Origin of the sequence: Niabella beijingensis, assembly GCF_020034665.1 — a bacterium.
Lineage (GTDB): Bacteria > Bacteroidota > Bacteroidia > Chitinophagales > Chitinophagaceae > Niabella > Niabella beijingensis.
Genome location: NZ_JAIQDI010000001.1, coordinates 1486952 through 1507716 on the forward strand (window position 1 = coordinate 1486952; position 20765 = coordinate 1507716).

The following is a 20765-nucleotide window of genomic DNA, read 5'->3' on the forward strand; positions in this document are numbered from 1 at the left end:
CTTCATTCTTACACATTTGCCCAAACTAATCTTTTGTATCGCTATTTTTGAAGGAAGAACAACAGTATGAAAGTGGTTATTCAAAGAGTGTCGGAAGCGTCCATCTCCATTGATGGCACTATTTTTTCATCCATCGGAAGAGGACTGCTGGTTTTAGCAGGCATTGAGGATGCCGATACTGAGGAAGATATCAGCTGGCTGAGCCAGAAGATTACCCAGCTGCGGATCTTTGATGATACCGACGGTGTTATGAACCGGTCTGTAAAAGACATCAACGGCGCCGTGCTGCTGGTGAGCCAGTTTACCCTGCAGGCTTCCACCAAAAAAGGGAACAGACCTTCTTATATAAAGGCCAGTAAACCGGATATTGCCCTGCCGGTCTATGAAAAAATGATCTGCCGGCTGGAAGAGGACCTGGGTAAAAAAATAAGCACCGGAATGTTCGGGGCGGATATGAAGGTGCAGCTCATCAATGATGGCCCTGTTACTATTATTATTGATTCAAAAAACAAAGAATAAAAAACATATGACCATTCAGGAAGCACAGACAACCGTGGACCACTGGATCAAAACAGTTGGGGTCCGTTATTTCAGCGAATTAACGAATATGGCGATCCTGACCGAGGAAGTGGGTGAACTGGCCCGGCACCTTTCACGTATTTACGGCGATCAGTCTTACCGCAGGGAGGAAGACCGTGAAAAAGCACCGCAGCTGATGGCAGATGAAATGGCGGATGTATTGTGGGTACTCATCTGCCTGGCCAACCAGACGGGCGTGGACCTGACAGCCGCACTGGAAAAGAATTTTGAAAAAAAGAATATCCGGGATGCATCCAGACATTTGAACAATAAAAAATTGTAGCGGATGGCTTTTAAACATGCATGGAATATCACAAAGCAAACCGTTGAAGAGATCTTTACCAACCGTGTTTTTAAGCTAAGCGCAGCCCTGGCCTATTACACCATCTTTTCGCTGCCCGGCCTGCTGATCGTGATCATCTGGATCGGCGACAGCTTTTTTGCAGATGCACTTTTGAGTCATAGCTCACACGCGGATGTACAAAACAGTTTGTACAAACAGATAGAGGGATTTATCGGCACCACCTATGCCAGCCAGATCTGGCAAACCATTAATAATGCCGCCCATTTCCCCAATAAAGCGCTTGCAAAAATAATCGGGGTGCTCACGCTTATTTTTGGTGCCACAGGAGTCTTTGCAGAGATTCAGGATTCGATCAACATGATCTGGCGGCTGAAAGCACGGCCCAAAAAGGGAAAGGGATGGCTGAAGCTGTTGCTGGACCGGTTGATGTCCTTCTCTGTAGTGGTCAGTCTGGGCTTTTTACTGCTGGTTTCCCTGCTGGTCAATGGTCTGATGGAACTACTTACAAGCCAGCTTACGCGTATCATTCCTGAATCGCAACGGGTGCTGGCCTATGTTTCCAATCTGGCTATTACCTTTTTGATCACTTCCATTCTGTTTGGAATGATCTTTAAAGTACTGCCGGATGCTAAGATAAAATGGCGTGCGGTACGGGCCGGCGCTATTGTTACAGCACTGCTTTTTATGGGCGGAAAATTTCTGATCAGTTATTACCTGGGCCACAATAAAATGTCGTCTGCCTACGGCGCTGCCGGCTCTGTTATCGTCATTCTTTTATGGGTTTATTACTCAGCGATCATCCTTTATATAGGGGCCGTCTTTACCCGTGTTTACGCTATTCATCACAATATGCACATCTACCCCAGCCAGTATGCCGTTTGGGTAGAACATGTGGAAGTGGAGAATAAGGATTCCATACAAAACCTGCATAATGATCCGGTAGTGGCAAAAACCGCTGAGGAACACCGCCTGGAGAATATCTACATAGACACACCCGGGGATAAGGAGGAAGACCGTTAAACGGCCGGGAATAAGCCGGATGTAAGGTTGTTTTTAACTGAAGTGGGGGCGCCCTGCCCCAAATAGCAGGTACTTCACCCGAAGCAAAATTGTTCTTATTCCCCGGCAACCCGGGGCTTTCAGGCGAAAAATACCGGAAAACCGTTATTTTTTAAAGCTGCTGTCCGTATTAATTTTGTTCTACGAGGGATCAAGGTTTTTAATTCAAGTAAGAGACTGGGCTAACCTGTGATTACACCTTTTATAACCGCCCCCTGCCGGCCTCCTTTAATACCTTCCGTACCGCCCCTGGAATAAGCCCACATTTACACCGGCCCGTATAATGGGCAGTATTGTTACCCTTTCTTCACCGGTCTGCTGATTCCGAGATATATCCACATAAGGACTGTTACGGTTCTTCAACACATCTGCAAGAACGGAAATATAAAAAAAGGTGGTGCCTCCCTTGATCCGGCCGGTGGAATAGCCACCACCCAGTAACAGGGACGGGGCATTGGCATTGTAACTGGATGTGCCGCCGTTTTTGGAAGTGTACCGCACATTGGTGAAGTTTTGTTCAAACTGGGCCTGTAAAAACAGGAAGCTGATGGGATAACCCCTTACAAAGACACCAGGTCCGAATACGTGCTGGCGCAGTTTATCGTTATATTCATAGATATCCCGGGAACCGGAGTAATTATAATTCAATACGATACCGCCATCGAAATAGTCGTTGAACTTATAGCCGAGTACGGGGCTCGCGCCCAACACACTGCCCCCTGAAAAAAAAGATACCGTAACACCTCCGCCTGTGAACAGGTTTTCTTTCCGGAAGCCTCCTTCTTTATAGGGTTGATCGTTATTGCCATTCCGTACTCGGACAGAATCATCCTGCGCATGAACCACAACCACAGACAGCAACAACAAGCCAAGCAAGCCGGCACCGGCACTTAATTTTTTCATATTCAACAATTTTGTTTTTTGTTTTCCGTCAGGCTCCGGCGTCGAATATCTTGCCGGCATTCAGGATATTGTTGGGATCAAATGCCTTTTTGATATCCCGCATCAGCTGTATCTGGCGCTCTTCGAATACAATGTCCATATAGGTCTTTTGTATCAGCCCGATGCCATGTTCACCGCTGATGGTACCGCCCAAACTTTTTACTAATTTAAACAATTCCCGCAGCACCGCATTCATTTCGGGGTCATTAAGACTGTTTTTATTTCCTTCTTTTTTGATGCGCACGTGCAGGTTACCGTCTCCTGCATGTCCGTAGCACACCGCATGAAAATTATGCGCCTGCCCCAGTGCTTTTACACCCTTTATCAGTTTGGGCAGCTCTGCGCGCGGTACCACCGTATCTTCTTCAATCGTATAACCGGACGACTTTACCGCTTCGGCAGTCCTTCTGCGCAGTTTCCAGAGTTCTTCCTTCTGCTGTGCATCATCTGCAAAAAACAACTCGCCTGCTTCATATTGCTCCAGCAGTCCTGCGATCTGCTCCATTTCCTGCATCAGTACATCCAGATTATTCCCATCTACTTCAACGATCAGGTGTGCCGCTATTTCATCATTTACAGGAACCGCATAGCTGTCCACCATCCGGCTTACGATCTTTAACGCATCGATCTCCACCAGCTCCAGCGCAGAAGGGTTAAATCCGGCCCTGAAGATAGCACTCACCGCTTCACTTGCCTTTTCGAGCGAGGCGAAGGGCGCCAGCATCAGCAGGTCATATTTGGGCAGGGGGATCAGTTTTAAAACGATCTTGGTAACCACGGCCAGTGTGCCTTCGCTTCCCACCAGCAACTGGGTCAGGTTATAACCGGTAACATTTTTCAACACATTGGCACCGGTCCAGATGATCTCGCCCGTTGGCAATACCGCTTCCAGGTTGAGCACATAATCCTTTACCACGCCATATTTAACCGCCTTGGGGCCACCGCTGTTCTCCGCGATATTGCCGCCTATAAAGCAGGTGCCGCGGCTGCTGGGATCGGGGGGATAGAACAATCCTTTTTCTTTTACCGTATTCTGCAGCACTTCCGTGATCACGCCAGGTTCGGTGGTCACCTGAAGATTCCGTTCGTCGATATCCAGGATCCGGTTCAGGCGCTCAGTAGAAAGTACCACTCCACCCAGGTGCGCCAGGGCACCACCGCTAAGCCCGGTGCCACCACCCCGGGGCGTTACAGGGATCAGGTCCCGGTTGCAGATCTTAAATAATTCCGAAACCTCTTCCGCCGAGCCGGGTTTTACCACCACATCCGGTACAAAATGGAGGGTTTCTGTTTCATCATGCGCGTAAAATTCCAGGGATTCTGTGTCTACAATAACATTTGCTGCGCCTACTATCTGCTTAAAAGCCGTTATGTGTTCAGCTGTGATCTTTTTCGCTGCCATTATTCTTTTTTACGAAATCGTCTATAAATTTTGGAGGCGTAAAATTCGGGGAAAATCGGCAAAGGAAAAAATTGCATTCAGCTGCAAGCCCTGAGTTGTCAGCTTTCAGCCGTCAGCAATCTGCAAACAGGATCCTGTTTGATCCATATTTTACTTATGATTTCAGATCTGAGACCTGAGATTTGCGATGCAGGTCCTTAATTCTCAGGACAACCATTGCTGAAGGCTGATAACTAAAAACAATCAGGAGATCTTACTCCAGGCGGTTTTGCCTTTTTGCGTTTTCAGAAACTCCCGGATCGTCCGGTGTTCCGGCTTTGACAGATCCGGATCGTCTTTCAGGATTTTTTCGCATTCCTGTTTGGCGGCCTCAACCATGGGGCGGTCGTTAACAATATCGATCAGCTTAAAACTAAGCGCCCCGCTCTGCCGGGTACCTTCAATATCTCCCGGGCCGCGCAGCTCCAGGTCCTTTTCCGCGATCACAAAGCCGTTACTGGTGCTGGTCATGATCTTCATCCTTTCACGGGCCTCATTTCCCAGTTTTTTACCGGTCAGCAGCACACAATAACTTTTTTCGGCGCCCCTCCCCACCCGGCCGCGCAACTGGTGCAACTGCGAGAGACCAAATTTTTCCGCACTCTCGATCAGCATAACGGAGGCATTAGGAACGTTCACTCCTACTTCGATTACCGTGGTGGAAACCATGATCTGGGTATCGTGTGTCACAAAACGCCGCATGTTCTCTTCTTTCTGGAGTGCGGGCATTTTTCCGTGCACCATGCTGATCCAGTATTGCGGCTCCGAGAAATAGGTCTTTACTTCCTCATATCCCTGCATCAGGTTTTCATAATCCAGTTTTTCGCTTTCCTCTATCAGCGGGAAAATAATGTATACCTGTCTTCCCAATTCAATCTCGGCCTTCAGGAAGTCCATCACCAGGCTGCGGTCGTTCTCGTAGCGGTGCACGGTCTGTATGGGCTTTCTTCCCGGTGGCAGCTCATCAATCACACTGTAATCCAGGTCGCCGTAGGCGGTCATGGCCAGGGTCCGGGGAATGGGAGTGGCCGTCATTACCAGTACATGCGGCGGGATGGGTGCTTTATCCCAGAGTCTTGCCCGCTGTGCCACTCCAAACCGGTGTTGTTCGTCGATGATCACCAGTCCCAGGTTGCGGAACTGCACCGGGTCTTCAATTACCGCATGTGTACCAACGAGAATATGAATGGTTCCCGCTGCCAGCTGCCCGAGCAGTGCCCTGCGTTCCTTCCCCTTGGTGGTACCGGTTAAAATGGCGACTTCCACCGGCAATGGCTCCAGCAATTCTTTAATGCCCTGGTAGTGCTGCCGGGCGAGGATCTCGGTAGGCGCCATCAATACGGCCTGGAAGCCGTTATCCGCAGCCAGCAGCATGTTCAGCAGCGCCACAATGGTCTTTCCGCTTCCCACATCCCCCTGCAGCAGGCGGTTCATCTGCTTTCCGCGCCCCGTATCTACCCGGATCTCTTTCAATACCCGCTTTTGCGCATTGGTCAGTTCAAAAGGCAGGCATTCCCTGTAGAACCGGTTGAAGAACTCCCCTACTTTTTCAAACACCACGCCTTTTGAAAAGCGGTGCCGTTCCCAGCGCAGCAGGTTCATACGCAGCTGCGCAAAAAAGATCTCTTCAAATTTCAGCCTTCGTACGGCCGCTTCATACAACGCTGTTGTTTTCGGGAAATGTATGTTCCGGTAGGCTTCCGCCCGCGGCATCAGCCGCAGCGCTTCCAGCATTGGTTGCGGAAGGTTTTCCGGCAGTTCCCGTTCGGTGAGGTGTTGTACAAGGGTTGCCGTAAGCTTACCCAGCTGGCGGCCGCCCAGGTTTTTTGCCTTTAATTTTTCTGTGGAAGGATATACCGGTTCCAGGTAATCCCTGCCTTTTAGTTTTTCCGGGTCCCAGGCTTCCATCTCCGGGTGCACCATCTGGGGCTTGCCCATAAAAAAAGACAGCTTCCCGTAAACCAGGTAAGCCTGACCCGGGTGGAGCATTTTCTGGATAAGCTGGATGCTTTGAAACCATACCAGCTCCAGCACGCCCGTTTTGTCTTTCAGCTGCGCGATCAGCCTCCGTCCTCTCTTTTCGCCGATCAGCTCAAACGGGGAAAGGATGCCGGCCACCTGCACATATTCTTCGCCCGGAACAAGGGTACCGACCAGGGTCAGCTTTGTTTTATCTACATGCCGGAAAGGGTAATGATGCAGCAGGTCATTGAACGTGAACACATTCAGCTCCTTCTGCAAAAGTTCTGCACGCTGCGGCCCCACGCCTTTAAGATATCCGACGGGACTTGATAATATGTTCTGATTGTCAGAAATAGGTTGTTTTTTAACAAAAATAAGGTGCTTTCAGTAAGATATCGGCTGCCGGTATCTGAGCGCAATCCACCTATTAAAACAAGCTATATTTAGCCAAGTAGTTTTCCAATAACGGGCAGGTTTTTAAGCTCATTTTTTTCAATCCTTCCCACAAGAAACAGGAATACAAACATAAACAGCGTCGCACTGCACGTTTTAAGCCAGAAATTAGAAATAAATGATACAACAGTTTTGTTGATCAAAAATAACAGCACCGTGATCACCAGGTACGCTACAAGTTTTTTCCAGGCATAGGGGATCGGATAATATTTTTGCCCCGTGAGAAAGGCCATTACCACCATCGCTCCATAACATATCATTGTAACAGTGGCGCCGGCATACATTTCATATTTGGGGATGAACAGATAATTGCCCACAAATGTAATGACTGCACCAATCACCGTTATGATAATGCCCCAATACATCATATCCGTAAGCTTGTACCAGGCAGAAAGATTATAATAGATACCAAGAAACACATTTGCCATTAACAGGATCGGAACAATATACAGCCCCTGCCGGTACTCCTTACCGATCATGTATTGCCATATATGTAAATATAACCCTGTAAACAAATAAGCGATGCAAAGCGTGATCACAAACCATTTCATCACTTTGGCGTAGGTATATTTTGCATTCTCTGCTTTCTTCTGTCTGAAGAAAAAAGGCTCACCGGCCATACGGAATGCCTGAATAAACATGGTGATAAAAATAGAGATTTTGTAATTGGCAGAATAGATACCTACGATTCTCATATTTTCATCCGGCGAATAAGGCAGAAAGCTTTTTAACAACTGCCGGTCCATAACTTCGTTTACCATACCCGCCAGGCCGATAATAATCATGGGGGTACTGTAACGGATAATCTGTTTCCAAAGATCCCAATCCCATTCAAACCGGAAGCGCTTCCATTCCGGCAACAGGAAAAGAAATACAAAAAAAGCCTGCATCATATTTGCGATCACCAGCAGCGTTACCCTGTTCTGATGTAGAACCCAGCTGATAAGAAAATTATCTGTATCCTTATAATATTTAGGAATAAAATATACAAACAGCAGTACTAAAAGGATATTTACCACAATACCAAACACCTTAATAAAGGCGTAACGGCGCGGCCGGTTTTCCTGCCTTAGCTTGGCGAAGGGGATGGTGGCCAGAGTATCAAATGCTATTATCAGCGCAGTGATGGTAATGATCTCCGGAAATTTTCCGATTTCAAGAAATTTACTGATCGGCTCGCTGTAGAATATTAAAACTGCACTTAGTATAAACGTGGAAACAATGTGGGAACCGAATGTCGTATTGAACAGCTTTTTTTGTCCAATATCTGCATGATTACTAAACCGGAAGTAGCCGGTTTCCAATCCATAGGTATAGACAATATTTGCCACCCCGATCCATGCGTACAACAAGCTAAAATCACCGTATTCCTTAACCCCCTTTGAGTCCACCATCAGGTAGGTCAGTATAGGAGTCAGGAGGAAGTTTAACAGCCTGGCCATTACATTACTAAAGCCATACCATATCGTTTGTCCTGCCAGTTGTTTAATGCCGCTCAATGGATCTTTGTATTAGTTGACAAATGTACTGTACTTCCGCTAAATGGTATTGCCGGGTAAAATTTGGGGTTCGAAGGACATCTTTTTACCTTCGCAATACATCATTCTATAAAAATACAAATTAACATGAAAAAATTTTCGTTGATTTTGGCTTTGTTTTCCCTGACCGGCACTGTTTCTTTTGCACAAAAAGCTTATGAAGGAAAAATCAGATATAAAAAAACAGACCAGCCTGCCATTGCCATAGAATACGATTACCCCGTTCCCGTTGTGGAAAATGCACTGAGGGCCCAGATGGCGGATCTCCGCCTTAAATACAGTGTCAACAAAGGCTTTATCACGTATACCAACAGCGTGATCCCCGCTATCACCCGCTCCAACCTCGACTATACCTTCAGAACCGTTCCCTCCGCAAAAGCCGGTAAGGAAAAAACAACCTTATATATGATCATGGAGGGCGGAAACAATATTGCCGGTGATGCCGTAGTGCTCGCAGCCAACGGGAAATCATTCCTGGAAGGCCTTACCGCCAATGTAAAAAAGAGCAACACGATCTTCCAGATAAAGAAACAGGAAGACCTCCTGGTAACGGAAGAGAAAAAATTAAACACCTTAAAGGGTGAATATGAGGCACTTGACCTTAAAATGAAGCAAAATCTCGAGGAACAGAATAAACAATCGAAAATTATCGCTTCCCAAAAAAGCCTGCTGGATGATCTGAAGAACAACTGACCGGCAGCACGGTTATTTTACGGCACGCAGACTGCCATTGGAATATTCCAGGAAATAGAGTTTTTTGTTTTCGTAGTAGTCAATTTTATTGGTCTTGCTTACTGCCTGGATGTCATAGTCGTAAAAAACCCGGTGTTCCTTACTGGCCAGCGCAGCGGCCATATTATCTTTCCCATACTGGCTGATCAGGCGGCCAAAGCGGTAGGTGAGATCGTAGGCCCGGAATACCAGATCTGAAGGGCGGGCATACATTTTCGTATTGTAATAATTGACAATGTTCCGGCTCGTCATATCCGTTCTGGAATTATAGAACGGGTTGCTGTATACCAGATTCAGCCCTTTGTATTTGGAAAAGTTAAGATTATCCCAGGTGGGCATACCCATTACGGTGATCTGCGGGTATGTTTTACTGAGCCTTGATAACTGCCCCAGCAATTTTTCGGAAAAACTATTGTCCAGCGAACCGATCACGAACAGGGAGGAGCGTCCTTTTGCAAAATTGGCGGCGATCTGCGCCGGCGACAGCGAATCCCTTACATCCGTAAATTTTATATGCATGGCTGTTGTGCGGTCCAGTTTATTCAGCGTTTCAAAAACCGACCGGAGATAATTTTCTGAAGCTCCTTTTCTTGTAAGATAAACGATCTGCTGATTGGGATAGTTTTTCTTCAGGTAGGCATAGATCTGTTCTCCCTGTGTAGGCAGCGTGGGATTCATCACTACAAAATAGGGATTGTCCCTTACATTTCCGTCATTGGGAACGATCGCATTGATCAGGGTGATCTTTTTGGAAGCCGCGAGTTTCGAAAGTTTATCTAGTTCACTGATGGCACAGTTGGCAATGATCAGCTCCACCCCGTCGGCTGCTGCTTTATTGACCTGGCTTTCGAGAGACTGCTTTGCTGACCTTGAGTCGTAAATGTATATATCCAGCGGAATATTCAGTTTATCCAGCGAATCGATCGCCATTGATGCCCCATGATAAAACTCCAGGCCGGGTATGGAAGCCTTGGGAAATGATCTGCCGTTATAGTTGTAGGAACCATCGGAACCAAAGGCGGCATCCAGGTATAGCGGGGTAAACAGGGCCATTTTATGACGCTGACCGGGATTTACCTGTGCAGTAACCACCAAGGCATTACAAAACGCCAGGAGGATAAATAATGATAATTTCTTCATAGTTACAAGAATATTTAATCAGCGGTCCGGACCATTTTGCGGGGCGTAGCCGGAACCCGTATATCCTTAGCAAATATTATTCCCATTCTATGGTAGCCGGCGGTTTACTGCTGATATCGTAAACCACCCGGTTAATGCCCCGTACGTTGTTACAGATCTCGTTGGAGACATTTGCCAGAAAATCGTAGGGCAGATGTGCCCAGTCGGCGGTCATTCCATCCACGCTGGTCACGGCACGCAGCGCCACTGTGTATTCGTAAGTGCGCTCATCGCCCATTACACCCACGCTCTTTACTGGTAACAAGATTGTTCCGGCCTGCCAAACCGTTGCATAGAGACCGTTTTCTTTTAAGGCGTTTATATAGATGTGATCGGCTTCCTGCAACAGTTTTACTTTTTCTTCGGTCACTTCACCCAGTATGCGGATGGCCAGTCCCGGTCCTGGGAACGGGTGCCGGTCGATCAGATCAGCAGGTATTCCCAGTTCTCTTCCTACTTTCCGCACTTCATCCTTGAAAAGGAACCGCAGCGGCTCCACCAGGCCCAGGTGCATTTTTTCGGGCAAACCGCCCACATTGTGATGGGATTTGATGGTTACGGAAGGGCCATGTACGGATACGCTTTCAATCACATCCGGATAAATAGTGCCCTGCCCCAGGAAATCAATATCTTTCAGCTGGTTGGCCTCTTCCTGGAATACATCGATAAAGAGGCGGCCGATAATCTTCCGCTTGGTTTCAGGATCGGGGTTGTCTTTTAGTTCTTTATAGAAAATTTCCTTGGCATCAACACCTTTTATATTCAATCCCAATTGTTTGTAGGTATCCAACACCTGCTCAAACTCATGTTTCCGCAGCACACCGTTATCTACAAAGATGCCATAGAGCCGGTCACCGATCGCCCGGTGGATAAGGGTTGCCGCCACCGTGCTGTCCACGCCACCGCTCAGGGCCATAATTACCTTACGGTCCCCTATTTTCTCACGCAGTTCATTTACCGTGTCAGTAATAAAATGCGCCGGGGTCCAATCCTGGCTGCAGCCGCAGATACCGGTAAGGAAATTGTTCAGCAGTTTTTTTCCTTCAATGCTGTGGTATACTTCCGGATGAAACTGGAACCCATAAAGCGGATGGCTGGCCCCGCTGTATTTAAAAGCAGCCACCGGTATGCTGTCGGTGGTAGCCAGTATTTCAAAACCTGCAGGCAGCTCCAGTATGCTGTCACCATGACTCATCCAGACCTGGCTTTTTTGTTCCACCCCCTTCATCAGCGGGTCTGCGGCTTGTTTTACCTGCATTTGCGCCCGGCCATATTCCCTTTTGCTGCTTTTTTCCACTTTACCACCAAATAATTTGGTGGCCAACTGCGCTCCATAGCAAATACCAAGTACCGGCACATTTCCCACAAGGCTTTTTATGCTGATAACCGGGGCATTTTCATCATTTACCGAAAAGGGCGAACCGGAAAGGATAATTCCTTTTAAATTGCCTTCGAATTCAAATGATTTGGAATAGGGAATGATTTCGCAATAAACATTGGCCTCCCGTACGCTGCGCGCGATCAACTGAGTATATTGGGAGCCAAAATCAAGTATTAGGATTTTTTCGGTCATGATGCGCGAAGGTAATAAAATTGCAAATCACATGGGTAGAGAATCCGGAGAACCTTTGGTTAAATTACCGGAATCTCTGTATAAAAATTTATTTTTATAAAACAGAACAACACGCGCCGGCATATTCCACTGCTGCAGCTCTTGTTTCCCCCGTAAAGGGGGCATCACTTAAACTTAAAAAGCATACGGATGAAAAAGTTATTTTTAGTTGCAATTGCTGCCGTTTTACTGGCAGGTTCCTGTAATATCATTGATCAGCAGCGGATTAAAGGGAACGGAAAGATCATCAGTAAAACCTACGACCTGAAGGGCTTCAGCAGTATCGATATCGGCAATGCCTCCAACGTCTTTCTGAAACAGGACTCTGTCTTCAGCGTAAAGATCGAAACAGATGAAAATCTTTTTCAATATATCGTTACCGGTATTGATGAGGGCGAACTGGATGTGGATGAAAAGGACGGCTACGATCTGAAACCCACAAATGATATAAAGATCTATATCTCCATGCCCCTGATCCGGAAGGTAGCGCTTTCAGGTGCTTCTACGTTAAAAGGGGAGAATAAGATCAGCCAGGATGAAGGATTCAATCTGGATATCAGCGGGGCATCCAATGCAGGCTTGCAGGTGAAAGCACCCGTGGTACAGATGGATGTGAGCGGAGCATCCACCCTTACTATTTCCGGGGAAACAAGGGATATCAGAGGGGAAGCCAGCGGTGCCAGTACCATCCATGGCTTTGACCTGAAAGCAGAGAACACTAACATAGAAGCCAGCGGCGCCAGCACAGCCAACGTATTTGCCAGTGTTCAGCTCACCGCTGACGCCAGCGGCGCTTCCAGCATCAAATACATGGGCAACCCCAAAGTAAGTTCTTCCGCCAACGGCGCGGGAAGCGTGAACAAGGCAGATTGAGCCTGTCAGATTGGAGCGTTGAGGTTCGAGACCTGAGACTTAAGTGCTGCGGTTTCAACTCCGGATCTATAGAAAAAGCAGTGATCAGCTTTCCGCTATAAGCAATCGGAAAATACGCTATTCAGCAACCAGCATCACCTGTAAAATGCCAACGGATACGTTGTGCGCACCTTTCCATCCCTGATCCGCTTTAGTTTGGCGGCAAGCAGTTTCCTGGTGAGTGGCGGAAGATGGTCCGGGTATAAAATACCCTGTGTATGGTCATGCTCATGCTGGATCATCCGCGCAGTAATGCCACTGAAATTCCGGTGTTGCAACTCAAAATTCCGGTTGTAGTAAGTGATCTCAACCGACCAGGGCCGGGTAACCGGATGAGAAAAACCAGGCATGCTCAGACAGCCTTCATCATCTGTCCAGGACTTGACTCCCCGGCTTTGTATCGTTGCATTGATAAAGGTTTCTTCGGTGCCGCTGTCGTCTCCTTCAAAAAAATGGCAGCGGTCGTCTTTATCCAGCTGCAAGAATGTACTCCGGCTGTCGATAATGAACAATTGCAGGTTCTTTCCGATCTGATTGGCCGCTAACCCGCATCCGTTGGCGTTTTGCATGGTCTGCCAGAGATCACTGATCAGCTGATCCAGACCCGGTTCTTCTGCATTTACGGTTATTCCTTTTTCCCGGAGCACCGGATGCCCGTAGGCCAGAATGGGATAGATCATTGACGTTGTTTTTCGCAAAAATCTATACATGAACGGATCCCCCCAATGAATAATTGTTAAGAAATCTGCCGTCTTATGCGGCTCAGCGCCTGTGGTGTCATTCCAAGATAGGAGGCGATGTATTTAAGCGGCACCTGCTGCACCACACGCGGATCCTCGATAAGGAGCCGGAGATAACGTTCGGTGGCATTGTACTTGACCAGGTTTATTTCCCGCTTTGTTTTGGCCAGCAGCAATTTTTCTGCAGTAAACCGCCCCAGGTAATTGCCTGCAACGGTTGCAGCGTATACCTGTTGAAGATCCTCATAAGAGATCCGCCAGGCAACAGTGGGCGAAAGTGCCTGCAGTTCATATTCCGAGGGGTTCCGGGTCAGAAAGGAATCATAGGCACAGGTAAATTCCCTGTCGAAATGAAAGTGAAACGTATGTTCTTCTTCTTCTCCCGGAATATAGCAGCGTATCAGGCCCGATTCGATAAACGACAGGTAATTTTCGGTTTCGCCCAGTTTCACCACCCGTTCATTTTTCCGGAAAACCCACCGTTTAAAATGTGCGGCGATCAACGTCCATTCCGCTTCATCCAGCTTACGGAAACGCTCATAATATTCGCGGATATACCCCATGGATCAAAGATACTGCGTTCACTGCAGGGTTGGGACCTGAGATTTGGAATTTGGAATTTAGTATTTAGAATTTCAAATCTTATTCCTTGTCCAGCTGCTCCCAGGCTTCCTGCAGCCGTTTTCTGATGGCTTCAGGCAGGGTCTTAAAATTTCCGGAGTAGGTTGTTTTCTGATAACGATCGGAGGCGGAGGCGCTGATGCTGTAAAAAGAAGTGTTTTTTGAAAGCAACAGGTGAACCGATTGCTGCTGAAGGCCGGTGTCTGCCAGGCTGTAGACAAAATAGGCATCCACGCTTCCATCCTGGTCGCCATCAAAAAAACCTTTACGTGCGTCCCAGTTTATGATAACCCCATCGTGAACCAGCGCGGTATCTGCCTTCACGCTCCATTGGTCTTTTTCTTTCGTATAACGCTGCAGGTACAGGGTATCCGGCCTGCTGCCTTTGGCGGCCTTTGAAAAGAGAAACACGTTGTTCTCTTTTCCTTCAATACCCGCTTCATTGATATTAAGCAGCCGTGTCCCTGAATATTTAAAATCCTTATACGCTTCGGCAGCGCGTGTTACCACAGCTACCTGTGCGCTGGTTGCAGCGGCCACTGCAACAAGTGCAAACAACAACAGGCGATGTTTCATGGCATTGATTGTTTTGGGTTAATGATATGAAAACGGGCCACGATCCATCTGTTGTGAACCATGGCCCATCGGTTATTTAAAAAGATCATTTCCGGCTATAGTTCGGAGCTTCCTTCGTCACGTCCACATCATGCGGGTGGCTTTCATTCATACCCGCATTGGTGATCTTTACAAATTGCGCGTTCTGAAGATCTTTGATGCTTTTTGCACCGCAATATCCCATTCCTGCGCGCAGCCCGCCGGTATACTGATAGATCACTTCCTTCAATGTGCCTTTATACGCCACGCGGCCTTCGATACCTTCCGGTACAAATTTCTTCACATCATCTTCCGGATCCTGGAAATAGCGGTCGCTGCTGCCTTTGGCCATCGCTCCCAGTGAACCCATTCCCCGGTACGTTTTGAATTTACGTCCTTCAAAAATAATGGTCTCACCGGGACTTTCTTCCGTACCGGCAAAAATGCTTCCCATCATGGCACAATCGGCTCCGGCGGCAAGTGCCTTTACCAGGTCGCCGGTATAACGGATCCCGCCATCAGCGATGATCGGTACCCCTTTTTTCTTCAGACCGGAAGCCGCTTCCATAATAGCCGTCAGCTGTGGCATTCCTGCTCCGGCAACGATACGCGTGGTACAGATCGAACCGGGTCCGATACCTACCTTTACCGCATCGGCACCGGCTTCGGCCATTGCAAGGGCTCCGGCTGCAGTACCTACATTGCCTGCGATGATATTGAGTTTTTTAAAGTTCTTTTTTACTCTTTTCAATGCATCCAGCACACCCCTGGTATGCCCGTGTGCGCTGTCCAGCACCACGATATCCACCCCAACCTGCTGCAGGGCCTCGATGCGTGCCTCTACATCACCGGTGATGCCTACCCCGGCACCTACCAGCAGACGGCCAAAGGAATCTTTGATCGCATTGGGAAAAGAGGTCACCTGCAGGATGTCCCGGTAAGTGATCAATCCGATGAGTTTTCCCTGTTTGTCCACTACCGGCAGTTTTTCAACTTTATGCTGCCGCAGGATGGTCTTCGCTTTTTTAAGATCGGTTCCCTCCGGAGCAGTGATCAGGTTGGTGCTGGTCATCACCTCTACCACCTTACGCTGGGGGTTATCTTCAAACCGCAGGTCCCTGTTGGTCAGGATGCCCTTCAGTTTTTTATTTTTATCGATCACGGGGATGCCGCCTATCTTATTTTCTGCCATAAGGTGCAGTGCATCTCCGATGGTGGCATCTTCCTGTAGGGTGATGGGATCCAGGATCAGTCCGCTCTCACTCCGTTTTACCTTGCGCACCTGTTCCGCCTGCTTTTCAATGCTCATGTTCTTGTGCAGGATACCAAGTCCTCCTTCCCGCGCAATGGCAGTGGCCAGCGCCGCTTCGGTAACCGTATCCATCGCGGCAGATAAAATAGGGATGTTCAGTGTAATATCCTTTGTAAGCCGGGTGCGGATATCCACTTCCCTGGGTAACACCTGGCTGAATGCCGGCACCAGTAATACATCATCAAATGTTAAGCCTTCAAAGGCGATTTTGGAATTATTTGCAGTAGCTGCAGAAGATTTTCTTGTTGCCATGTGCAAAGGTAAGGGAAAATGGAAATACGATGCACCGTTTCACAATTTGATCATACCGATCTTGCAATTCCATGACGCTGGAAGCCGCTGTGAAGGCCGGCTTCCGCAGGATAAATTTTTTTTACCCCCTATAATCAGAAGGAGCGGGTATTTTCCGGCCGCCGCCGCTGCTTTAACATAACGGCACATGCAATCGTTTGCGTAGTTACACTCCCGTTAAAAACCAGCGAAACGCACAAACAATACCCTGTTTTTCTTTTTAGTCCTACTTTTGCAAACAAATTTTAATGCAGCATTGAATCATGTTTAAAACCAATCATACTAAAAAGCCCGGACCTACCGTCGTTTTTATTTTTGGCGGAAGCGGAGACCTGAACCAGCGCAAACTGACCCCTGCCCTGTACAACCTCTGGATGGATGGCCTGATGCCGGATCAGTTTTCCATCGTTGGCACGGGACGTACCGATTACTCCAACGAAAAATTCAGGGATCACCTGCTGGAAGGTATCAATGAGTTTTCCCGCAGGAAAAGTGATGGCAACGGAAGCTGGGAAAAGTTTTCAGCGCATGTATCGTATCTGCGGATGGATGTGGACAAAGCGGATGATTATGCTGCCATGGGAAAGATCATCAGTGATTATGAAGCGGAGTGGGGAGTGGAAGCGCATGTGCTGTTTTATCTGGCGGTAGCGCCGCAGCTGGTGCCGGAGATCACCACCAACTTAAACAAGCTGGAAAAAGCAAAAGATAAGAACAAGGCACGCATCGTTATTGAAAAACCTTTCGGACATGACCTGAAGAGTGCAGAGGAGCTGAACCGGCTGCTGACCGAAATGTTTGATGAAAGCCAGATCTACCGTATCGATCATTACCTTGGAAAAGAAACGGTACAGAACATCCTGGCCCTTCGTTTTGCCAATGCCTTGTTTGAACCCATCTGGAACCGGAACTATATCGATCATGTACAGATCACCGCAGCGGAGACTGTAGGCGTGGAAGACCGCGGCGGTTATTATGAACGTTCCGGCGCCCTGCGCGATATGGTGCAGAACCACATCCTGCAACTGCTGTGCATGGTAGCCATGGAAGCACCTGTATCATTTGAAGCAGATGAGATCCGCAATAAAAAATCGGATGTATTGAATGCCATCCGGAAGATCAAAAAAGAGGAGGTACAGCAGTACGCGGTACGTGGTCAGTATTCCCGCGGATGGGTACAGGGCCAGGAAGAAAAGGCCTACCGCGAAGAAAAAGGTGTTGCCCCTGATTCATCGGTGGAAACATTTGCCGCTGTAAAATTCTATATCGATAACTGGCGGTGGCAGGGCGTTCCGTTCTATGTAAGGACCGGAAAATTCCTTAAGGAAAAGACCACACTGATCACTGTACAGTTTAAAGAAGCACCCAAATATGCATTCCCCCCGGAAGCCTCCGAAACCTGGCGCTCCAACCGGCTTACCATCAGCATACAGCCGGAAATGGACATCCGGCTGCGGTTCCAGGCCAAGCGTCCGGGACAGACCATGTCGCTTAACCCGGTGAACATGGTATTCAGTTACAGCGACAGCTATGATGCGCCGCAACCCGAGGCCTACGAAACCCTGTTGCTGGATGCTATGATGGGCAACCCCACCCAGTTTATGCGCGGCGACCAGGTAGAGATCGCCTGGGAAGTGATCGAGCCCATCCTGGAAACCTGGGAGAACCGCCCCCCGGTTGATTTTCCCAATTATACCCCCGGAACCTGGGGACCGGAGGACGCTGAAGCATTGATTGCCCGTGAAGGCCGGAACTGGATCACCCTCCCCCCAAAGAGAAAAGAAGGATAACCTCCTCTTAAACATAGTTTACAGGCCCCGGAAGCATTTCCGGGGCTTTTTTATATGCACCAACGGCAACTTTCGCGCATTTAACTTTTCCTTTTCAAAGATTCGTTGCAGGTTTGTAATTCAATGGGCCGGTGTAACATTTAAACCAATCGTTACGAAACATAACAATGAAAACATTTATACTGACTGCCATAGCCGCTCTTTTCTTCAGCACTGGTTTTGCCGGCCGGATAAACGGCATTGTCAGAGATGAGCAGGGGGCACCACTTCCCTACGCCACTGTTACCATCAAAGGCACTCCAAACGGAACCACTGCCAACAGCAAAGGATTTTATGCGGTGGCCCTTACACCGGGCACCTATACCCTTGTATTCGAGTACGTGGGATATATTACCATTGAAAAAACAATAACGGCCACCGACAACGACCAGGTGCTGGACATTACCCTTTACACCAATGACCACCTTATGGGCGAAGTGGTCGTGCAGAGCAAAGGTGAAGATCCCGCATACCGGATCATCCGCCAGGCAATAAAAAAAAGGACCTATTACGAACAGCAAAATGATTCCCTGTCGGTAATGATCTACCTGAAAGGCATTATCCGTACCCTGAATATTCCTAAAAAAGTGCTGGGTCAGAAAGTGGAACGCGATACCAATGACGGGCTGGACTCCGCAGGAAAAGGCGTACTGCTGTTGTCGGAATCCACGCTTCAGCTGGATGAGATCAGACCCCGGCAGTCGAAAGTGACCGTAAAATCCAGCTATGAGCGCGGCAATAATATGGGACTGAATTTCTCAAAGGTCACTTCTTTTTACACCAACAATGTGGCGGTCTTTGATATCAACAGCAGCTCCCGGGGATACATATCCCCGATTGCCGACGGTGCTTTGAATTTTTACCGGTACAAACTGCTGAACACCTATACCCGCGACGGTACAACAGTAAAAACCATCCGGGTAATACCCCGGAGAAAAAATGAGCCCCTGTTCTCCGGGATCATTGAAATAGCAGATTCCAGCTGGCGGATCTACAGTCTTGACCTGCTGCTGACAAAAGAATACCAACTGGAACTAATCGACACGCTCCGTATCAAACAGCTTCACAGCCCGGTTGCCCCCGATGTATGGAAGACCCGGAACCAGATCGTTTCCATTTCGTTCAACCAGTTTGGCTTCCGGGGCATCGGCAGTTTTGTGAATGTGTATTACGACTATAACCTGCATCCCCTTTATCCCTCAGGATATTTCAACAATATCGTAATGAAATACGATACGGGATACTACAAAAGGGATTCCAATTTCTGGAAACAGGAACGGCCGGTGACACTGGAAGATGATGAAAAAAGATACTATGCGTTCCGCGACAGCATCAGCGCCTTAAACAAGAACCGGCCCAAATCATATTACGATTCACTGAGGCGCCATCAGAAGATCTCTGTATTTAATATTTTGTGGAACAACCAGCAATACCGCTGGTACTCAAAAAACCATACACTCTCCTATAAGCTGAGAGGCTTATTAAAAGGGCTTGAATACAATACAGTAGAAGGAGTAGCATTGAAGGTGGATCAGACCCTGAACTACACGCCTATAAAGGGGAACTACTTATATGACCTGCGCTGGAACCTTCGGTATGGTTTTGAAAATCATCATTTCAACAGCTATGGTACCCTTACCATAAAACCCCGGCAACTTCCCTATCGCAACCGTTATTTAAGTTTTTCAGGCGGGAAGCGGGTGTCGCAGTTCAATCCGGATGAGCCGATCGATGCACTGACCAATACCTTCTACACCCTGTTCCTCCGGAGTAATTTTATGAAACTCTATGAGAACTGGTTTGGAAGTATCCGCTACAACAACCGCTTTGAAAACGGTCTCGGCCTTAATGCAAGTCTGTTGTATGAAGACCGTATCCCGTTACAGAACCGATCGGATTATTCCTTCTTTAACCGCGACAAACGGTTCACTTCTAATCACCCGGAAGCTTTACAGCACATCCCCTTCGATCCGCACCAGGCGCTGATCGCAGGCCTCACCATCACCTATCAGCTCGGGCAGCGGTACATTCAATACCCCAATTACAAGGCCTCCATCGGATCCGATAAACCGGTATTCTCTTTTACCTATACTGCCGGCATCCCACAGTTGCTGGGCAGCGATGTCGACTATCACAAATGGGCTGTGGAAATGACCCACGAGAAGAACCTGAAACTGGCGGGCCTGTTCAAATACCGGCTTGGTGCCGGGGGCTTCTTAAGCGCAAAGGAATATTATCTTCCGGATATGAAACATTTCAATGGCAACCAGACCTTCTACAACATAAAATACCTGAACAGTTTTCAGCTGGCGCCCTATTATGCCTACAGCAATGCAGCACGGTTTTATGCCGAAGGAAATATTGAACATCATTTTAATGGACTGCTGACCAATAAGATCCCGTTGTTCAACAAACTCAAATGGAACCTGGTTGCCGGAAGCAATGCATTCTACGTCAATAAGAATCAATACTACGCTGAAGCCTTTGTGGGTCTGGAGAACATTTTTAAACTGTTCCGGGTGGATGTGATCGCCGGTTACCAGCCCCTGCTGAAAACGACTTACGGCGTGCGTGTAGGGCTGGGTGGTTTACTGGGCAGCGCCTTCCGGTTTGAGAAGTAAAGATACCGGAAGAACATTACAAAAGGCTTAACAAACAAATCGGC

17 protein-coding genes are annotated in these 20765 nt (G+C 48.0%); 7 read left to right on the forward strand and 10 right to left on the reverse strand.

Annotated elements, in window-relative coordinates; translation table 11 throughout:
• The first annotated feature begins 66 nt into the window (after nt 1-66).
• The 3 genes from dtd to K7B07_RS06285 are packed head-to-tail and all read left to right on the forward strand — an operon-like array spanning nt 67 to nt 1903.
• Nucleotides 67-519, forward strand: coding sequence for a D-aminoacyl-tRNA deacylase (gene dtd, locus K7B07_RS06275; RefSeq protein WP_223708310.1), 453 nt, complete (start codon nt 67-69; stop codon nt 517-519).
• A gap of 7 nt (nt 520-526) precedes the next feature.
• Complete coding sequence (locus K7B07_RS06280) at nt 527-862, forward strand: nucleotide pyrophosphohydrolase (RefSeq protein ID WP_223708311.1); 336 nt, start codon at nt 527-529, stop codon at nt 860-862.
• Between the two features lie 3 nt (nt 863-865).
• Nucleotides 866-1903, forward strand: coding sequence for a YihY/virulence factor BrkB family protein (locus K7B07_RS06285; RefSeq protein ID WP_223708313.1), 1038 nt, complete (start codon nt 866-868; stop codon nt 1901-1903).
• Between the two features lie 267 nt (nt 1904-2170).
• On the opposite strand, the gene K7B07_RS06290 is transcribed toward K7B07_RS06285, so the two are convergent.
• The 4 genes from K7B07_RS06290 to K7B07_RS06305 form a co-directional block, all read right to left on the reverse strand.
• Nucleotides 2171-2845: a hypothetical protein gene (locus K7B07_RS06290; RefSeq protein ID WP_223708315.1), complete on the reverse strand. Its 675-nt coding sequence runs from the start codon at nt 2843-2845 to the stop codon at nt 2171-2173.
• 28 nt (nt 2846-2873) lie between these two features.
• Nucleotides 2874-4286 carry an FAD-binding oxidoreductase gene (locus tag K7B07_RS06295; protein WP_223708317.1) on the reverse strand — a complete coding sequence of 471 codons (1413 nt, stop codon included), beginning with the start codon at nt 4284-4286 and terminating at the stop codon, nt 2874-2876.
• A gap of 243 nt (nt 4287-4529) precedes the next feature.
• Nucleotides 4530-6662 (reverse strand): ATP-dependent DNA helicase RecG, encoded by a 2133-nt coding sequence (recG, locus tag K7B07_RS06300; protein ID WP_338041293.1) that lies wholly within the window; start codon nt 6660-6662, stop codon nt 4530-4532.
• 68 nt (nt 6663-6730) lie between these two features.
• Complete coding sequence (locus tag K7B07_RS06305; RefSeq protein ID WP_223708319.1) at nt 6731-8239, reverse strand: lipopolysaccharide biosynthesis protein; 1509 nt, start codon at nt 8237-8239, stop codon at nt 6731-6733.
• Nucleotides 8240-8365: 126 nt separating this feature from the next.
• Between K7B07_RS06305 and K7B07_RS06310 the strand changes: the two genes are divergently transcribed.
• Nucleotides 8366-8971 carry a hypothetical protein gene (locus K7B07_RS06310; RefSeq protein ID WP_223708320.1) on the forward strand — a complete coding sequence of 202 codons (606 nt, stop codon included), beginning with the start codon at nt 8366-8368 and terminating at the stop codon, nt 8969-8971.
• A 12-nt stretch (nt 8972-8983) separates the two neighbouring features.
• Here K7B07_RS06310 and K7B07_RS06315 read toward each other — a convergent pair whose 3' ends face one another.
• Together K7B07_RS06315 and guaA are read right to left on the reverse strand one after the other, a co-directional pair.
• Nucleotides 8984-10150, reverse strand: coding sequence for an ABC transporter substrate-binding protein (locus K7B07_RS06315; RefSeq protein WP_223708321.1), 1167 nt, complete (start codon nt 10148-10150; stop codon nt 8984-8986).
• Between the two features lie 76 nt (nt 10151-10226).
• Nucleotides 10227-11762, reverse strand: coding sequence for a glutamine-hydrolyzing GMP synthase (guaA, locus tag K7B07_RS06320; RefSeq protein WP_223708322.1), 1536 nt, complete (start codon nt 11760-11762; stop codon nt 10227-10229).
• 189 nt (nt 11763-11951) lie between these two features.
• On the opposite strand from guaA, the gene K7B07_RS06325 reads away from it, so the two are divergent.
• Nucleotides 11952-12674 (forward strand): head GIN domain-containing protein, encoded by a 723-nt coding sequence (locus K7B07_RS06325; RefSeq protein ID WP_223708323.1) that lies wholly within the window; start codon nt 11952-11954, stop codon nt 12672-12674.
• A gap of 134 nt (nt 12675-12808) precedes the next feature.
• Here the strand turns inward: K7B07_RS06325 and def are convergent, their stop codons facing one another.
• The 4 genes from def to guaB form a co-directional block, all read right to left on the reverse strand.
• Nucleotides 12809-13393, reverse strand: a complete 585-nt coding sequence (def, locus tag K7B07_RS06330; RefSeq protein WP_223708324.1) for a peptide deformylase — start codon at nt 13391-13393, stop codon at nt 12809-12811.
• 56 nt (nt 13394-13449) lie between these two features.
• Nucleotides 13450-14016, reverse strand: a complete 567-nt coding sequence (locus tag K7B07_RS06335; protein WP_223708325.1) for a Crp/Fnr family transcriptional regulator — start codon at nt 14014-14016, stop codon at nt 13450-13452.
• Between the two features lie 79 nt (nt 14017-14095).
• A complete protein-coding gene (locus tag K7B07_RS06340; RefSeq protein WP_223708327.1) occupies nt 14096-14650 on the reverse strand; it encodes a hypothetical protein in 555 nt (184 codons plus the stop codon).
• A gap of 85 nt (nt 14651-14735) precedes the next feature.
• Entirely contained in the window at nt 14736-16232 is a 1497-nt protein-coding gene (gene guaB, locus K7B07_RS06345; protein ID WP_223708328.1) for an IMP dehydrogenase, read from the reverse strand.
• Between the two features lie 302 nt (nt 16233-16534).
• Between guaB and zwf the strand changes: the two genes are divergently transcribed.
• Together zwf and K7B07_RS06355 are read left to right on the forward strand one after the other, a co-directional pair.
• Nucleotides 16535-18061, forward strand: a complete 1527-nt coding sequence (zwf, locus tag K7B07_RS06350) for a glucose-6-phosphate dehydrogenase (protein ID WP_223708330.1) — start codon at nt 16535-16537, stop codon at nt 18059-18061.
• Between the two features lie 167 nt (nt 18062-18228).
• Nucleotides 18229-20721: a DUF5686 and carboxypeptidase regulatory-like domain-containing protein gene (locus K7B07_RS06355; RefSeq protein WP_223708332.1), complete on the forward strand. Its 2493-nt coding sequence runs from the start codon at nt 18229-18231 to the stop codon at nt 20719-20721.
• Nucleotides 20722-20765 lie beyond the last annotated feature (44 nt).

What these genes read in the sequence shown, in the direction of transcription:
- dtd (WP_223708310.1), top strand. Translation starts at nt 67, where the DNA reads ATGAAAGTGGTTATTCAAAGAGTGTCGGAAGCGTCCATCTCCATTGAT.
- K7B07_RS06280 (WP_223708311.1), top strand. Translation starts at nt 527, where the DNA reads ATGACCATTCAGGAAGCACAGACAACCGTGGACCACTGGATCAAAACA.
- K7B07_RS06285 (WP_223708313.1), top strand. Translation starts at nt 866, where the DNA reads ATGGCTTTTAAACATGCATGGAATATCACAAAGCAAACCGTTGAAGAG.
- K7B07_RS06290 (WP_223708315.1), bottom strand. Translation starts at nt 2,845, where the DNA reads ATGAAAAAATTAAGTGCCGGTGCCGGCTTGCTTGGCTTGTTGTTGCTG.
- K7B07_RS06295 (WP_223708317.1), bottom strand. Translation starts at nt 4,286, where the DNA reads ATGGCAGCGAAAAAGATCACAGCTGAACACATAACGGCTTTTAAGCAG.
- K7B07_RS06310 (WP_223708320.1), top strand. Translation starts at nt 8,366, where the DNA reads ATGAAAAAATTTTCGTTGATTTTGGCTTTGTTTTCCCTGACCGGCACT.
- K7B07_RS06315 (WP_223708321.1), bottom strand. Translation starts at nt 10,150, where the DNA reads ATGAAGAAATTATCATTATTTATCCTCCTGGCGTTTTGTAATGCCTTG.
- guaA (WP_223708322.1), bottom strand. Translation starts at nt 11,762, where the DNA reads ATGACCGAAAAAATCCTAATACTTGATTTTGGCTCCCAATATACTCAG.
- K7B07_RS06325 (WP_223708323.1), top strand. Translation starts at nt 11,952, where the DNA reads ATGAAAAAGTTATTTTTAGTTGCAATTGCTGCCGTTTTACTGGCAGGT.
- def (WP_223708324.1), bottom strand. Translation starts at nt 13,393, where the DNA reads ATGATCTATCCCATTCTGGCCTACGGGCATCCGGTGCTCCGGGAAAAA.
- K7B07_RS06335 (WP_223708325.1), bottom strand. Translation starts at nt 14,016, where the DNA reads ATGGGGTATATCCGCGAATATTATGAGCGTTTCCGTAAGCTGGATGAA.
- K7B07_RS06340 (WP_223708327.1), bottom strand. Translation starts at nt 14,650, where the DNA reads ATGAAACATCGCCTGTTGTTGTTTGCACTTGTTGCAGTGGCCGCTGCA.
- guaB (WP_223708328.1), bottom strand. Translation starts at nt 16,232, where the DNA reads ATGGCAACAAGAAAATCTTCTGCAGCTACTGCAAATAATTCCAAAATC.
- zwf (WP_223708330.1), top strand. Translation starts at nt 16,535, where the DNA reads ATGTTTAAAACCAATCATACTAAAAAGCCCGGACCTACCGTCGTTTTT.
- K7B07_RS06355 (WP_223708332.1), top strand. Translation starts at nt 18,229, where the DNA reads ATGAAAACATTTATACTGACTGCCATAGCCGCTCTTTTCTTCAGCACT.